16 protein-coding genes are annotated in these 14526 nt (G+C 75.6%); 5 read left to right on the top strand and 11 right to left on the bottom strand.

Annotated elements, in window-relative coordinates; genetic code table 11:
* Positions 1–51 precede the first annotated feature (51 nt).
* The 6 genes from LY71_RS12120 to LY71_RS12095 all read right to left on the bottom strand — a co-directional run bounded on the left by LY71_RS12120 (position 52) and on the right by LY71_RS12095 (position 6122).
* A complete protein-coding gene (locus LY71_RS12120; RefSeq protein WP_106277769.1) occupies positions 52–1236 on the bottom strand; it encodes an alpha/beta hydrolase family protein in 1185 nt (394 codons plus the stop codon).
* An 11-nt stretch (positions 1237–1247) separates the two neighbouring features.
* Positions 1248–1997, bottom strand: coding sequence for an SDR family NAD(P)-dependent oxidoreductase (locus LY71_RS12115; RefSeq protein WP_211297298.1), 750 nt, complete (start codon positions 1995–1997; stop codon positions 1248–1250).
* Positions 1994–2956, bottom strand: a complete 963-nt coding sequence (locus LY71_RS12110) for a fumarylacetoacetate hydrolase family protein (RefSeq protein WP_106277767.1) — start codon at positions 2954–2956, stop codon at positions 1994–1996. Before LY71_RS12110 ends, LY71_RS12115 begins: the two co-directional genes overlap by 4 nt.
* Complete coding sequence (locus LY71_RS12105) at positions 2956–3894, bottom strand: VOC family protein (RefSeq protein WP_106277765.1); 939 nt, start codon at positions 3892–3894, stop codon at positions 2956–2958. The genes LY71_RS12110 and LY71_RS12105 overlap by 1 nt, the downstream gene beginning before the upstream one ends.
* A 78-nt stretch (positions 3895–3972) precedes the next feature.
* The gene (locus tag LY71_RS12100; RefSeq protein ID WP_106277763.1) at positions 3973–5103 is read right to left on the bottom strand and encodes an FAD-dependent oxidoreductase; all 1131 of its coding nucleotides are present in this window, start codon (positions 5101–5103) and stop codon (positions 3973–3975) included.
* A 20-nt stretch (positions 5104–5123) separates the two neighbouring features.
* Positions 5124–6122, bottom strand: coding sequence for a cyclase family protein (locus LY71_RS12095; RefSeq protein ID WP_211297297.1), 999 nt, complete (start codon positions 6120–6122; stop codon positions 5124–5126).
* An 85-nt stretch (positions 6123–6207) separates the two neighbouring features.
* Here LY71_RS12095 and LY71_RS12090 point away from each other — a divergent pair, with 85 nt between their 5' ends.
* Positions 6208–7167, top strand: coding sequence for a LysR family transcriptional regulator (locus LY71_RS12090; protein WP_106277761.1), 960 nt, complete (start codon positions 6208–6210; stop codon positions 7165–7167).
* A gap of 85 nt (positions 7168–7252) precedes the next feature.
* On the top strand, positions 7253–8497 hold the full coding sequence (locus LY71_RS12085; protein ID WP_211297296.1) for an MFS transporter: 1245 nt from the start codon (positions 7253–7255) through the stop codon (positions 8495–8497).
* A gap of 336 nt (positions 8498–8833) precedes the next feature.
* Here the strand turns inward: LY71_RS12085 and LY71_RS23465 are convergent, their stop codons facing one another.
* Positions 8834–8989 carry a hypothetical protein gene (locus tag LY71_RS23465; RefSeq protein ID WP_170121320.1) on the bottom strand — a complete coding sequence of 52 codons (156 nt, stop codon included), beginning with the start codon at positions 8987–8989 and terminating at the stop codon, positions 8834–8836.
* 65 nt (positions 8990–9054) lie between these two features.
* On the opposite strand from LY71_RS23465, the gene LY71_RS12080 reads away from it, so the two are divergent.
* Positions 9055–9444, top strand: coding sequence for a hypothetical protein (locus LY71_RS12080; RefSeq protein WP_146146128.1), 390 nt, complete (start codon positions 9055–9057; stop codon positions 9442–9444).
* 13 nt (positions 9445–9457) lie between these two features.
* Here LY71_RS12080 and LY71_RS12075 read toward each other — a convergent pair whose 3' ends face one another.
* From LY71_RS12075 to LY71_RS12065, 3 genes are all read right to left on the bottom strand, one after another.
* Complete coding sequence (locus LY71_RS12075) at positions 9458–9898, bottom strand: arsenate reductase/protein-tyrosine-phosphatase family protein (protein WP_245887856.1); 441 nt, start codon at positions 9896–9898, stop codon at positions 9458–9460.
* Between the two features lie 101 nt (positions 9899–9999).
* The gene (locus tag LY71_RS12070; RefSeq protein WP_106277755.1) at positions 10000–11571 is read right to left on the bottom strand and encodes a Na+/H+ antiporter; all 1572 of its coding nucleotides are present in this window, start codon (positions 11569–11571) and stop codon (positions 10000–10002) included.
* 1 nt (position 11572) lies between these two features.
* Positions 11573–11830, bottom strand: coding sequence for a ubiquitin carboxyl-terminal hydrolase 14 (locus LY71_RS12065; protein ID WP_106277753.1), 258 nt, complete (start codon positions 11828–11830; stop codon positions 11573–11575).
* A gap of 149 nt (positions 11831–11979) precedes the next feature.
* Here LY71_RS12065 and LY71_RS12060 point away from each other — a divergent pair, with 149 nt between their 5' ends.
* A complete protein-coding gene (locus LY71_RS12060; protein ID WP_106277751.1) occupies positions 11980–12915 on the top strand; it encodes a hypothetical protein in 936 nt (311 codons plus the stop codon).
* Between the two features lie 44 nt (positions 12916–12959).
* Here LY71_RS12060 and LY71_RS12055 read toward each other — a convergent pair whose 3' ends face one another.
* Positions 12960–13466, bottom strand: coding sequence for a DinB family protein (locus tag LY71_RS12055; protein WP_245887855.1), 507 nt, complete (start codon positions 13464–13466; stop codon positions 12960–12962).
* A gap of 92 nt (positions 13467–13558) precedes the next feature.
* Between LY71_RS12055 and LY71_RS12050 the strand changes: the two genes are divergently transcribed.
* Positions 13559–14521: a helix-turn-helix transcriptional regulator gene (locus LY71_RS12050; protein ID WP_106277749.1), complete on the top strand. Its 963-nt coding sequence runs from the start codon at positions 13559–13561 to the stop codon at positions 14519–14521.
* Positions 14522–14526: the final 5 nt, after the last annotated feature.

The raw sequence follows: 14526 nt of genomic DNA, 5'->3' as shown, positions 1-14526 counted from the left end.
CCTGCTGCGCCCTCCTGAGGCCGGAGACCGCAGCAGGTCGACACCCGGCGGTCAGCCGCGCCGCGCGGCCAGCTCGGCGAAGGTGTCGGCGACCCAGTCGGCGACGAAGGTGCTCACGTACGGCAGGTGGTCCAGGCCGATGTGCTCGGTGGCGCCCTCCTCGGGCGTGAACACCCGCAGCTCCCGCTTGGGGGAGTTGACCGCCTGGTCGTAGGAGCGGTGGGCCATCTCCAGCGGGATCTGCCGGTCGTTGGCGCCGTGCGCGACGAGGAACGGCACGGTGATCTGCTCGACGACGCCCTCGAGGTTCACCTGGTCGGCGAAGTCGAGGAACCCGTCGAGGTCGCTCTCGTCGCCCTGCTGCCCCCACACCCAGAGCACGTGCTCCCAGTAGTGCGGCACCGGACGCTCGCCCTCGCGCTCCCGGCGGCGGCGCTGCACCGCGCCCCAGTCGTGGTTGGCGCCCCACGCCACGCACAGCGCGAAGCGCTTCTCGAACGCCGCCGCCCGCGGGGCGTAGTAGCCGCCCAGTGACCAGCCGACGATCCCGATCCGCGACGCGTCGACGTCGTCGCGCGTCTCGAGGTAGTCGACGGCGGCGGCGCCCCACGCCTCGGTGTCCACCCGGGCGGTCAGCCCCTGCAGCCGCAGCGCCTCGCCGGTGCCGGGCTGGTCGAGCATCAGGCAGGAGATGCCGCGGGCGGCCAGCTCCTCCCAGTGGTCGGAGGCGTACATGTGCTCCTTGGTGGAGTCCAGCCCGTTGACCAGCACGACCACCGGCACCGGGCCGTCGTCGGCGGCGGGCGCGGCGGAGAAGTACGCCGGCAGCGTCGTCCCCTCGTAGGGGACCTCCACGCGGGAGACGCGCGGGCTGTGCGTCTCGAACGCCTTCTGCGCGATCTCCAGCATCCGCCGGTAGGTGGGCACCCGGTTCGGGTCGGAGTGGGCCAGCATCCGCTCGGCCTGCGCCAGGTAGTTGCTGGCGCGGAACCACAGCTGCCCGGCGGTGCGCACGTGGCCGGCCTTCTCCGCCTCCTCGGCCTGGCCGACGAGCTGGTCGGTCAGCGCGGTCCAGGCGCGCAGGAAGTCCGGCGTCCCGGCGTCCTCGCCGGCGTTCGCGGCGTCCTTGATCGGCCGGCACGCGCGGTCGACCTCGTCGATCAGCCCGCCGGAGTTCAGCGTGGCGACGACGCTGAGGTTCCAGGTGTAGGGGCCGGTGGGGAAGTACTCGAACACGGGAGTTCCTCTCAGGCGGTACGGACGGCGTCGCTGATCGACTTCACGCCGCCGTGGGCGGTCATCCCGCCGTCGACGGGGATCTCGGCGCCGGTGATGAAGGAGGCGCCGTCGGACAGGAGGAACGCCACCAGGGGCGCGACCTCGTCGACGGTGCCGGTGCGGCCGAGCGGGGTCTCGGCGACGTTGGCCGCGCGGAACGCCGGCGCCGCCGAGGCGGTCATCGGCGTCTCGACGTAGCCGGGGTGGACGGTGTTGACCCGGATGCCGCGCGGGCCGAGTTCGAGGCAGGCGGCCTTGGCCAGGCCGCGCAGCGCCCACTTCGAGGTGGTGTAGGCGACCGGGTAGTGGCCGGTGAGCCCGGCGACGGAGCCGACGACGACGACCGACCCGCCGCCGGTCATCAGCGGGGTGAGTGCCTGGATGCCGAGCAGCGTGCCGGTGACGTTGACCTCGCCGACCCGGGCGAGGTCGGCGGGGTCGAGGTCCCCCAGGCGCGCGCGCCACGTGATCCCGGCGTTGGCGACCAGCCCGTGCACGCGGCCGTGCTCGGCGCGCAGGTCGGCGGCCAGCGCCGCCCACCCGGCGGCGTCGGTGACGTCGAGCCGCCGGTAGGCCGCCCCGCCGAGGTCCTCGGCGGGGGCGTCCTGCACGTCGGTGGCGACGACGGTCGCGCCCTCGGCGGTCAGCAGCCGGGCCTCGGCCGCACCCTGTCCCTGGGCCGCGCCGGTCACGACGACGACCCGGCCGGTCAGGCTCACGCCGGGCGCTTGCGGGTGCGCGGCCGGGGGCGGGCGGCGCGCACCGGCGGCAGGTCGACGCCCTCGACGACGCGGTTGCGGATCGTGCCGATCCCCTCGACGGTCATCTCCACCACGTCGCCGGGCTGCAGCGGGGGAGGGGAGAGCTCACCGCGGCGGCCCCACAGCTCGCCGAGGCACCCGCCGTTGCCGCAGGTGCCCGAGCCGAGCACGTCACCGGCCCGCACCTCGGTGCCGCGGGAGGCGTAGGCGAGGAGCTCCTCGAACGGCCAGCCCATGTTCGACAGCAGGTCCTGGCCGATCTCGGTGCCGTTGACGCTGACGCGCATGTCCAGGGCCAGGAAGCCCTCGTCGTCGCGGTGCGGCTCCAGTTCGTCGGCGGTGACCAGCCACGGGCCGAGCGTGGTGGCGGAGTCCTTGCCCTTGGCCGGGCCGAGCCGGACGGCCATCTCCCGGAACTGCAGGTCGCGGGCCGACCAGTCGTTGAGGACCGTGTAGCCGAAGATCGCCTCGCGGGCCTGCTCCGGGGTGAGCGAGGCGCCGTCCCGCCCCACGACGGCGGCGACCTCGAGCTCGAAGTCGAAGCGCTGGGAGCCCGGCGGCACCGCGACGTCGTCGTGCGCGCCGATCAGCGCGTACGGGTTGGTGAAGTAGAAGGTCGGCGCCTGGTACCACTCCGGCGCGACCGGCTCACCGCTGGGCGCGACCATGCCCTCGACGTGCTCCTCGAAGGCGACGAAGTCGCGCACCGTCGGCGCCTCCAGCGGCGGCAGCAGCCGGACCGAGTCGACCGGCACGGCGGGGCCGCGCAGCGCCTCGGCGCCCGCCTCCAGCGCGGCGGACAGGCCGGCGCGGACGAGGTCGAGGACCGTCGTCCCCTCCGGCAGCGCGTGCAGGCCCGCGTCGGACACGGCCCCGGCGGAGACGACGCCGTCGGCCTCCCAGGTGGCGAACCGCATCAGACCGGCGGGGCCACGAACAGGCCCTTGTCCGGGTCGTTGAACGACTTCTGCGCGACGAACTCGTTCATCGCGTTCGCCGTCCCCCACTGGTCGGAGACCTCGGGGTTGCTGATGTCGTAGAGGTGCGGGTGCCAGGTGTCCTCGTCGAGGGTCTCCAGCTCGGTCGTGTACTCGACGGTGTTGCCGTGCGGGTCGAGGAAGTAGCTGAAGGTGTTGTTCCCGGCCAGGTGCCGGCCCGGCCCCCAGACCTTCTCCACGCCGGCGCGCAGCAGCCGGCCGGTGCCGCGCATGTACTCGTCGATGCCGCGCATCTCGAACGAGGCGTGGTGCAGCGACGCGTGCGGGCCCCGGGCGATGGCCATGCTGTGGTGCCAGGCGTTGGTGCGGAGGAACCACATCATGTTGCCCATCCGCGGGTGCATGAGCGTGTCCGACAGCGAGAAGGCCAGGTGCTTGTCGTAGAAGGCGACGGTGCCCTCGGGGTCGGCGGAGTTGATCACCACGTGCGACAGCCGCACCGGGATCGACTCGCCCTCCTCGATCGTCCGGTGCTGCCGGACCTCGACGTCGGAGCTGACCTCGATGGTGCGGCCCTCGTTGTCGAAGAACCGGAAGCCGTAGCCGCCGCCGGGGGTCTGCAGGTCGGTCGGCTCGTGCACCAGCTGGACGCCGTCGGCGGCCAGCCGCCCGGCGAGGGTGTCGACGTCGGCCCGGTCCTTGGCGCCGAAGCTGATCAGGTCGATGCGCTTGTCGGTCGCCTCGCGCAGCCGGACGATGTACTGCTCCGGCGACCCCTCGGCAGCCAGGAAGGCGAGGCCGGTGTCGGTGTGCTCGGTCGTCAGCCCCCAGGTGCCGGAGTAGAAGTCGAGCTGCCGGGCGAAGTCGGGCACGGCGAGGTCGACGTGCCGCAGGTGGGTGATCAGTCGCTGGGTCATCGGGATCCCTTCGGGGCGGCCCTCCCGCAGGGCCCCGCCGCGAGCGTGCGAGCGGTGGGGGGCAGGGAGGGTCCTGTCTCAGGCGGGCTGGCTGGTGAGCTGGGCGATCGAGCGCATCATCGAGGGGATGTCGCCCTGGACGTGGTCGAGCTGCCACTGGGCGAGCTGGTTGGACGCGTCCACGACGGTCTTCGCGCGCCGGTGGCGGCGGGCCGTGAAGGCGTCCCACAGGTCCTGGTCGAGCGCGGGCCGCTCGACCAGCAGCTCGGCGAGGACGACGGCGTCCTCCAGGGCCATGGCGCCGCCCTGGGCGATGGTGGGCGGGCAGGTGTGCGCGGCGTCGCCGATGAGCACGACCCGGCCGCGGTTCCACGGCTCGTCGAGGACGTGCGTCTCGAACCAGGTGTAGTTCACCCGGCTCGGGTCGGTCAGCGTCTCGCGGATCTCGTCCCAGGGGCCGTGGTAGGCCCGGGAGAGCTCCTTCATCGTGGCGAGCTGCTCCTCGGGGGTCAGCGCGCTGCGGTCCTGGGCGTCCTCGACGATGTAGGCGTAGAGGGAGTCCTCACCGGTGGGGCAGTAGCCGGCGATGTAGGAGGGGCCGCCGTAGTAGAGGTCGGTGCGGGTGACGCTCGCCGGCCGCGGCCCGAACGCCCGCCAGATGCCCATGCCGACCGACCGGGTCTCCAGGTCCACGCCGAGCGCGCGCCGGGTCCACGACCGGACGCCGTCCGCACCGACCACGACGTCGTAGCGGCCGGTGGAACCGTCGGAGAAGGTCACGTCGACGCCGTCGGCGTCCTGGCCCAGCGCCGTGTGGGTGGTGCCGAAGCGCACCTTGGCGCCGACCTCCGTCGCGCGGTCGACCAGGATCCGGGCCAGCTCGGGGCGGGGCATGCCCATGGCGGCGGGCAGGTCCGGGCCGCCGGTCTTGGCGTCGGGGATCTCGGCGACGACGGTGCCGTGCGGATCGGGGGCGCGGATGCCGGTGACGTCGAAGGCGTAGCCGGCCGCCTGCACCTGGTCCCACACCCCGAGGGTGCGGAGCTCGCGCAGCGCGTTGCCCTGCAGGGTGATGCCCGAGCCGAGGGCGGCGACGTCGGGCTTGATCTCGACCAGGTCGACGGCGACGCCGGCCTGCGCGAGGTGGATCGCGGTGGCGGCGCCGGCCAGGCCGCCGCCCACGACGAGGACGCTGTTCACAGCGGGCATGTCGGGACTCCTTCGTCCGGCTACTTGACGGCGATCGGGTTGACCGGGGCGCCGACGGCGCCGGTCACGCGCAGGGGGGCGGCGGTGAGCCAGAAGTCGTAGCGGCCGTCCTGCGCGCAGTCGGCGGCGAGCGCGTCGAGGTCCCACATCTCGCCGATGAACAGGCCCATGTTCGGGATGGCCACCTGGTGCAGCGGCTGGAAGGCCACGTCGAACTCGTTGGGCCGGACCTCGAAGCCCCACGTGTCGGTGGCGACGCCGGCGACCTCGGAGGCGTGCAGCCAGTCGGCGGTGGTGAACGACAGCCCGGGGGCCGCGCCGCCGGCGTAGTCGCCCCAGCCGCGGCCCTCGGCGATGTCGCGTCGCGCCCGGGTGAGTCGCCCGGTGCGCACCAGCAGCAGGTCGCCCCGGCCAACGGCCGACGACGCGCCCTGGGCGGCGATCGTGGCCTCCAGGTGCTCGGCGGTGATCGCGAAGCCGTCGGGCAGCTCCCCGTCGGTGCCGACCGCCCGGCCGACGTCCAGCAGCACCCCGCGCCCGGCGATCAGGTCGGCGACGGTCTCGATGCCGGTCACCGCGTCGCCCAGGCTGGTCACGACGTCGCCGGCACGGCGCCCGTTCCAGGCCATGCCGTGGTCGAAGATGTGCCCGAGGCCGTCCCACTGCGTGGAGGCCTGCAGCGGCATGGCGATGTAGTCGTCGGCGCCGCCGATGCCGTGCGGGAAGCCCTGCACCCCGCGCTCGGCGTCCAGGCCGGTGTCGGTCATCGTGTGGACGGGGTTGTTCCGCCGCCGCCAGCCCTTCTGCGGGCCGTCCATGTCGAAGGACTGCGACAGCGAGAAGCTCGCCCCCCGGCGGACCAGCGCCGCGCCCTCGCGCCGCTTGGCGTCGTCGAGGAAGTTGAGCGTGCCGAGCACGTCGTCGGCGCCCCACCGGCCCCAGTTCGAGCAGCGCTTCGCGGCGGCGGCGATGGCGCCCTCGGGATCGCTGCGGTCCAGCCGGTCAGGGGTCTCGTGCATGCCCTCGACAGTGGGCCAGCCCACACGAGTGAGGGAAGACCGAATGCCTGATGACGGGCATCGACGACGTCAATACGGTGCGTCCGTGAACCTCGCGAGCCTGGACCTCAACCTGCTCGTGTCGCTCGACGCCCTGCTGCAGCAGCGCAGCGTCACGCGGGCCGCCGCGCAGATGGGGCTGAGCCAGCCGGCGCTCTCGGCGTCGCTGGCCCGGCTCCGCCGCCACTTCGACGACGAGCTGCTCACCCGCGTCGGCAACGAGTACCGCCTGACGCCGCTCGCGGTGCAGCTCCGGGAGCTCGCCCGCATCGCCCTCTCGGGTGTCGAGCGGGTGTTCTCCGCCCAGCCGGAGTTCGACCCGGCGTCCTCGACGCGCGAGTTCACCCTGCTCGTCAGCGACTACGTCGTCACGGTGCTCGGGGACACCGTGGCCGGCCTGCTGGCCGAAGAGGCGCCGCACACCCGGCTGCGGCTGAGCGCGCACTCCCCGGCGATCGTGGACCGGGCCGAGCAGGCGCTGCTGTCGGCCGACCTCCTCTTCCTGCCGCCCGGGTTCCTCACCGACCTGTCCCGCCGCGACCTGTACCGCGACGAGTGGGTCTGCGTGGTGGCCGCGGACAACCCGGTCGCGGACGTGGGCCTGACCGTCGCCGACCTCGAGACCCTCCCCTGGGTGGCCACCTACCACGGGCCGACGGCGTCGACCCCGGCCGCGCGCCAGATGCGCATGCTGGGGATCGAGCCGCGCGTCCAGGTGGTCACGGAGAGCTTCCTGACCGTGCCCGCGCTGGTCGCCGGCACCGGCCGGGTCGCGCTGCTGCAGCGCAGGCTGGTCGACCTGCTGCCCCTCGACACCGGGATCCGGGCGCTGCCGTGCCCCTTCGACGCCGGACCGCTCATCGAGGCGATGTGGTGGCACCCGGTCTTCGACGACGACCCCGAGCACGTCTACCTGCGGGACCTGGTGGTCCGAGCGGCCGCCCTGGCGGTGGGCCGCCGGTCGACGGGTATCGACGTGGTCGATGGGGGTCAGCACAACAAGTGATTTCCGCTCGGCGGGCGGCGTCCTGACACTGTCCCGCCAGTGATGCCGGTCACCGGGACCGGCACGCCCGTCGATGGAGACGCCCGTGTCGGAGAACGTCCTGAGCCCTGAGCGGCCGGCCGAGGAGCCGCTGGCCGGTGAGGTCGCCGTCGACCCCGCCACCGGTCGGCCGGCCGGCCGGCCGCAGGCGCTGGTCCTGCTGCTGTCCAGCTGCCTCGCGGTGCTCGGCGCGGTGCTGCTGGCACCCGTCCTGCCCCGCATCCAGGACGCCTTCGCCGGCACCCCGGGGGTCGAGGCGCTGACCCCGATCGTGCTCACCGCACCGGCGCTGGTCATCGGTCTCACCGCGATGATCGCCGGCCGCATCGTCGACCGGGTGGGCCGCAAGCGCCTGCTCGTCGGCTCGCTCGTCGCCTACGCCTTCGTGGGCACCGCGCCGCTGTGGCTGCCCTCGCTGGAGCTGATCGTGGCCAGCCGCGTGCTCCTCGGCCTCACCGAGGCGGCGATCATGACCTGCTGCACCACCCTGCTGGCCGACTACTTCCACGGCTCGCAGCGGGAGCGGTACTTCGGCCTGCAGGTCGTCTTCACCACCGTCGCCGCCACGGTGTTCTTCGGGGTCGGCGGCGCGTTGGGCGCGGCCGACTGGCGGACGCCGTTCTGGCTGTACGCGGTCAGCCTGCCGCTGGCGCTCGCGGCCGCCAAGCTGGTCTGGCAGCCGGCGCCGCAGGCGCAGGCGGCGGCCCGCGCCGAGAAGCTGCCGGCCCTGCCGTGGCGTCGCCTCGCCGCCCCGATCGGGGTGTCCCTGGTGGGCGGGCTGGTCTTCTACGTCCTGATCGTCCAGCTGTCCTTCAAGCTCGACGACATCGGCGTGGAGTCCACGGCGGTCATCGGCGCCGCCAGCGCGATCGCGTCGGTCGGCACCGCGGTCGGCGGCATCCTCTTCGGCCGGCTGGCCAAGCGCGGTCCGGCGGTCCTCGTGCCGCTCGCCTTCGCCCTCTCCGGCGTCGGCATCGTCGGCCTCGGCCTGTCCTCGGCGGTCCCCGCGGTGATCGCGTTCGCCGTGGTCACCGGTCTCGGCAACGGGCTGATCCTGCCGTCCCTGCTCACCTGGGCCCTCGGCTCGCTGAGCTTCGAGCAGCGCGGTCGTGGCACCGGCATCTGGACGTCGGCCTTCTTCATCGGGCAGTTCGTCTGCCCGCTCGTCGTCCTCGCGCTCACCGGCGCCCTCGGCGGTCTCGGCACCGCGCTGGCCGTCCTCGGCGCGGTGAGCCTGGTGGCGGCGGCCGGCGTCCGTCTGGCCCGGCCCACCCCGGTCGCCGCGCACTGACCACCGCGCCCCGACCACGGCGCACCGGTCCCCGGTGCCCCGGCCTGCCTCCCGGCGGCCGGGGCACCGGCACGTCCGGAGCCCGTCGCGTCGGTGCCCTCCTCGACACCGACCCCACCGGTCCCGCTCGCCGACGCCGGGTCCGCGCCCGGCGCGCCGGGTGCAGGTCGGGTCGCCCGGCGCGGCGACCTCGCTCTCGCTGGTCACCTGGTTCGACCGGATGCCGCCCAGGGCGCTGCGGGGCGTGGTGTCCGAGGTGGGGCCGGCAGGCGGTCTTCCGCGACCCCGACGGCAACGGGTTCGTGCTCAGCGGCCGGTCGCCCCGCTGGGCCCCGGTCAGCGGCGGGTGCGCTCCCGCACGCCCAGGGCGCCGGTGACGAGGAGCAGACCCAGCCCCACGACGGCCAGCCAGAACAGGCCCTCGACGACCCAGCCGACGACGGTCACGACCAGCCAGACGAGCACCAGCAGGCCGAGCAGGCGCAGCAGCACGGGGACCTCCGGGGAGCCGTCGGGACGGACCCGGCCAGCCTAGGGTCAGGGCAGGATGGGTGGTCGTGGACGAGACCTGGGACGCGTTCCTCGCGGCGCTGACGCCCGCGACGGCCGACCTCGTGCGCACCGCCGACGCGCTGGTCCGCGGACTCGACCCAGACGTCGTCCGCGTGGTCTGGCCGCACCAGCGCACGGTCGGCTACGGCGTGGGCCCCCGGAAGAACAGCGAGCACTACGCCTACCTCGACGTCTACGACCGGCACCTCAACCTGGGCCTCAACCGCGGCGCCGCACTCGCGGAGGCCGGGCTCGACGGCGGGCTGCTCGAGGGCACCGGCCGGTCGTTCCGCAAGGTCGCCGTCCGCGGCGCCGACGTGCTCGCCGACCCGCGGCTGCCCGCGCTGCTGCGGGCCGCCCGCGCGGAGCGGCTGGCCGCCCTCGGCCGGACCTGAGCGCGGACGGGGGTCAGCCGAGCTCGGTGAGCAGGCCGCGCACCCGGCGGTCGAGCTCGTCGCGCACCGGGCGGACGCCGGCGACGTCGCGACCGGAGGGGTCCTCGACCGGCCAGGCGAGGTAGCGGGTGCCCGGCAGCACCGGGCACGGCTGGGCCCCGCCGAGGGTGACCACCACGTCGGAGACGAGCACCGCGTCGGCGGTCAGCGGCTTGGGGAAGCGGGTGGTGAGGTCGATGCCCACCTCGGCCATCGCCGCCACCGCCGCCGGGTCGACCCGGACCGCGGGCGCGGAGCCGGCCGACAGCGCGCGCACCCGGCCGCCGGCGTGGGTGGCGAGCAGCGCGGCGGCCATCTGCGACGTGGCGGCGTCGCGTGCCCCGACGAAGAGCACCGTCGGCGGGCCGACGTGCGCGGCGGCGGCGCTGGGCTGGGTGTGCGGGGAGGGGACCACGGCGGACCTCCGGGTGGTCGGGACAGGACGTTCCCCCTGGGGGACCGCGCCGTCCTCCCGGGGGCACACCGTGCCACCGGCACCCCGCGGGCGGGAAGGGGTCACTCCCGCAGCAGCGTGACCTCCTCGAGGTCGAGCTCGTGCTGCACCCGCCGGAACACCTCGTCGTCGATGCGCCGCTGGTCGCGGTGCCGGACGAACACCTCGCGCTCGGCCTCGAGCATCGCCCGGCGCAGCCGCCGGTAGCGCGCGCTCGGCGTCTCGCCGCCGTGGGGCACCGGCCCGCCCAGCCGCTCCCACGCGGCGTTGGTGCGCGCCTCGATGCGCTGCCGCAGCTCGGTGACCGCCTGCGCGTGCAGCGGGTCGCCGTCGTCGAGGTCGTCGAGCCGGGCGGCCGCGGCCCGGCCGGCGTCGGACTGCGCCTGCGCCTCGGCCAGCGCGTCGGCGGAGTCCTCCGAGGCCTGCACGCCGAGGCGGCGGATCACCGCGGGCAGCGTCAGCCCGTGCAGCAGCAGCGTGCCGACGGTGACCACGAAGGTCAGGTAGAGCACCTCGGCGCGGCCCGGGAACGGGTCGCCCGACATCGTGGTCAGCGGGATGCCGGACGCGGCGGCCAGCGACACCACACCGCGCATCCCGGCCCACGAGATCACCACGGCGTGGGTCCAGGGCGGCGGGACCCAGCCGGGCCGGCGGCGGGCGACGGGGCGCAGGTAGGCGGTGGGGAAGACGAAGGCGACGCGGGCCAGCAGCGCGACGAGGACCAGGGCCAGCCCGACGGCGGTCAGCGTGCCGAGGTCGGGGCCCACACCGGCGACGACGGTGGGCAGCTGCAGGCCGATGAGCGCGAACACCGTCGCCTCGAGCACCGTGTCGGCGGCCTGCCACACCGCGCGGTCCTGCAGGCGGGCGACCGGGTCGGCCTGCGGCGAGCGGTGGCCGAGGTAGAGGCCGGCCAGGACCACCGCCAGCACCCCGGAGGCGTGCACCTCCTCGGCGACGACGAAGCCGACGAAGGGCACCAGCAGGCCCAGCGCGCTCTCCAGCACGCCGTCGCCGAGTGCCCGCCGCACCCGGTGCACCAGCCAGCCCAGCGCCCAGCCGATCGCCGCGCCGCCGGCCGCGGCCAGCGCGAACACGCCGAGGCCCTCGGCGATGCCGTAGCCGGCACCGGCGGCGAGCGCGACGGCCACCCGGAACGCGGTCAGCGCGGTGGCGTCGTTCACCAGGCTCTCGCCGCCGAGGATGGTCATCACCTTGCGCGGCAGGCCCAGCCGGCGGCCGACGGCGGTGGCCGCCACCGCGTCGGGCGGGGCGACCACGGCCCCCAGCACCAGGGCCGAGGCCAGCGGCAGCCCCGGCACCAGCCACCAGGCGGCCAGCCCGACGGCGAGCGTGGTGAACAGCACCGCGCCGACGGCGAGCATGCCGATCGCCCGCAGGTTGGCCCGCAGCCGCAGGTAGGAGCTGTCCAGCGCCGCCGAGTAGAGCAGCGGCGGCAGCACCAGGGTGAGGATCAGCTCCGGGTCGAGCGCGTAGTCGGGGACGCCCGGCACGAACGACAGTGCGAGCCCGGCGACGACGAGCACCAGCGGCGGCGACACCCCGAGCCGCCGGGCCAGCGCGGTGACCGCGAAGGAGCCGGCCAGCAGGCCGACGACCGAGAGCTCCACCTCAGACGATCGACTGGTCCGGGTAGCACCAGCGCCAGTCCTCACCCGGCTCGAAGGACCGGATGATCGGGTGCCCGCTGCCCTCGGCGTGCGCGGTGGCGTGCCGGTTGGGCGAGGAGTCGCAGCACGCGACGTGGCCGCAGGACAGGCACTCCCGCAGGTGCACCCACGTCGACCCGATCGCCAGGCAGTCGGTGCAGCCCTCCGTCGAGTCCGGCGTCACGTCCCGGATCTGGTCCAGGTGCCCGCACGTGGTCATCCCGCCACCCCTCTCGTCGTCCGTGTCCGGGAGCGCCTGGAGTCGACCACCCCCGCGACGACGGCGGCAACGCCTCCCCGTGCCCGCTGTCTTCCCGGTGGGCCGTGGCAGGGTCGGCGGGCGACGTCCGGACGGGATCGGGAGGTGCCGTGGACCTCGACGAGGTCGCCGACGAGCTGTACGCGCTGCCGCCCGGCGAGTTCGTCGCCGCCCGCACCGAGGCGGCCCGCCGGGCGCGGGCCGCCGGGGACCGGGCGCTGGCCGGGCGGATCGCCGCGCTCGGCAAGCCGTCGACGGCGGCGTGGGCGTGCAACGCGCTGGTGCGCGAGCAGCCCGACGAGATCGCCGGCCTCGTCGAGCTCGGCGACCTGCTCCGCGAGGCCCAGCAGACCCTGGCCGGCGACGAGCTGAGGGCGCTGGGCACCCAGCGCTCCCGGCTGCTGTCCGCGCTCACCCGCCAGGCGCGGGTGGTGGCGGCCGGGCTGGGCCACCCGCTGTCGGACGCCGTCGCCACCCAGGTCGAGGAGACGCTGCGTGCCGCGCTCGCCGACCCGGAGGCGGGGGAGGCGCTGCTGGCCGGCCGGCTGACCGGCCCGCTGTCCTACCGCGGCACGGGGCTGGGCGTGCGGCCCGACCTGCGGGTGGTGCCGCCGCCGCGGCCGGCGCGGGCGGAGCCGGCGGCGCAGGTCCCCGCCCGGCGGCGGCGGGCCGAGGAGGAGGCGCGGCGGGCGGCGGAGGAGCGCCGGCGCGCCGCCGAGGAGCGCCGGGAGCGCGAGCTGGCCGACGCCCGGGAGGAGGCCGGCGCTGCGGCCGCTGCGGCCGAGGAGGCGGAGGAGGCCGCCCGGGACGCGCACGATCGTGCCGACCGGGCCGCCGCGCGGCAGGCCGGCCTGGAGGCGCGGGCCGAGGAGCTGGCCGCCGAGCTGGAGCGGGTCCGGGAGGAGGCGGCCGCGGCCGGGGCCGACGCCGGCCGGGCGGCCCGGCGGGCGACGGCGGCCGACCGGGTCGCGCGACGGGCGGCGGGGGAGCGCGAGCGCGCCGCGGCCCGGGTGACCGAGCTCGAGCGGGCCCCGCTGGAGGAGTAGCCGCTCGGCGCCGTCGTCGGCCCACCGTCGTCAGCCCGCCGCCGTCAGCCCATCGTCTTCTGGCCGTCGAGGGACTCCCGCAGGATGTCCGCGTGCCCGGCGTGCTGCGCGGTCTCGGCCACCAGGTGCAGGAAGGTCCGCCGGGCCGAGCGGACCGCGCCGGGCTCGAACCACGGCGCCTCGGGCAGCGGGTGGCTCAGGTCCAGGTCGATGGTGCCCACCAGCTCGTCGGTGCGGGCGGCGACCTCCTCGTAGTCGGCCAGCACGCCCGCCAGCGTCTCGCCGGGCTGCAGCACCCACTCCTGCGCCCACACCTCCGGGGTGGTGGCGGCGAAGGCCTCCGCGCCGCGGACGGCGAAGTCGGCCCACGTCGCCTCGGTGCAGGAGACGTGCTTGACCAGCCCGGCGAGGGTCAGCTGGCTGGCGGTGGTACGGCGGGTGGCCTGCTCGTCGGTCAGCCCGCGCACGGTGAAGCGCAGGAACGCGCGGTGCGTCCGCAGGGTCTCGAGCAGGTCGGCGCGCTCGGTGGTGAGGGCGGTCGGAGCGGTCACGGTGTCCTCCGGTGGGCTCGTCGTCGTGTGCCGGACCAGCATCGCGCCCATTGAGGTCAGATCCTGTCCGCTGTGTCGGCCACGATGGGCGGATGAGCGACCCGGGCGCGCGCACCCTGCGGCTGCTGTCCCTCCTGCAGTCGCGCCGGTACTGGCCGGGGCCCGACCTCGCCGGCCGGCTCGGCGTCTCGGTGCGCACCCTGCGCCGCGACGTCGACCGGCTGCGGGAGCTCGGCTACCCGGTGGCCGCCTCGCGCGGGGTGGACGGCGGCTACGCGCTCGCCCCCGGCGCGGCGCTGCCGCCGCTGGTCCTCGACGACGACGAGGCGGTCGCGCTGGCGCTGGGGCTGCAGGCGGCCGCCTCCGGACCGGTCGCGGGGATGGCCGAGACGTCGGTGCGGGCGCTGGCCAAGGTGGTGCAGGTGATGCCGGCCCGGCTGCGGCGGCGGGTGGAGGCCCTGCGGGCGATGACCGTGCCGGGCGGGTGGGACGGCCCGCCCCGCGACGTCGTCGACCCGGCCGTGCTCACCGCCGTCGCGCTCGCCTGCCGCGACACCGAGCGGACCGTCTTCGGCTACACCCCGCCCGGCCGGGAGCGCACCGAGCGCACGGTCGAGCCGCACCGGCTGGTCGCGCTCGGCCGGCGCTGGTACCTCGTCGGCTACGACCTCGACCGCGGCGACTGGCGGGTGTTCCGGCTCGACCGGCTCGACGCCCCGCGCGGCACCGGCGCCGTCTTCGGCCCCCGCCGCTTCCCCGCCGAGGACGCGGCGGCGTACGTGCGCGAGCGGATCGGCAGCGCCTGGACCCGGCACGTCGTCGAGGCGACGGTGGCCGCGCCGGCCGACGAGGTGCGCCGGCGGATCGGCCGCTGGGCCACGGTGACCGGCGACGGGGACGGCTGCCGGGTGCGGATCGAGGGCGACGACCTCGACTGGGCCGCGCTGGCGCTGGGCGTCACCGGCGCACCGTTCACCGTGCTGTCCCCGCCGGAGATGGTGCCGCACCTGCGGGTGCTCGCCGCCCGGTACACCGCAGCGGCGGGGACCGCCTGACGTCG

It is taken from the genome of Geodermatophilus tzadiensis, assembly GCF_003002915.1.
GTDB classification, from domain to species: Bacteria; Actinomycetota; Actinomycetes; order Mycobacteriales; family Geodermatophilaceae; genus Geodermatophilus; species Geodermatophilus tzadiensis.
This window is presented reverse-complemented; position numbering and strand designations above follow the sequence as displayed.

Bases quoted from the DNA above. Each gene is read 5' to 3' on its own strand.
- LY71_RS12110 (WP_106277767.1), bottom strand. From the start codon at position 2,956: ATGCGGTTCGCCACCTGGGAGGCCGACGGCGTCGTCTCCGCCGGGGCC.
- LY71_RS12100 (WP_106277763.1), bottom strand. From the start codon at position 5,103: ATGCCCGCTGTGAACAGCGTCCTCGTCGTGGGCGGCGGCCTGGCCGGC.
- LY71_RS12050 (WP_106277749.1), top strand. From the start codon at position 13,559: ATGAGCGACCCGGGCGCGCGCACCCTGCGGCTGCTGTCCCTCCTGCAG.
- LY71_RS12105 (WP_106277765.1), bottom strand. From the start codon at position 3,894: ATGACCCAGCGACTGATCACCCACCTGCGGCACGTCGACCTCGCCGTG.
- LY71_RS12095 (WP_211297297.1), bottom strand. From the start codon at position 6,122: ATGCACGAGACCCCTGACCGGCTGGACCGCAGCGATCCCGAGGGCGCC.
- LY71_RS12065 (WP_106277753.1), bottom strand. From the start codon at position 11,830: ATGACCACGTGCGGGCACCTGGACCAGATCCGGGACGTGACGCCGGAC.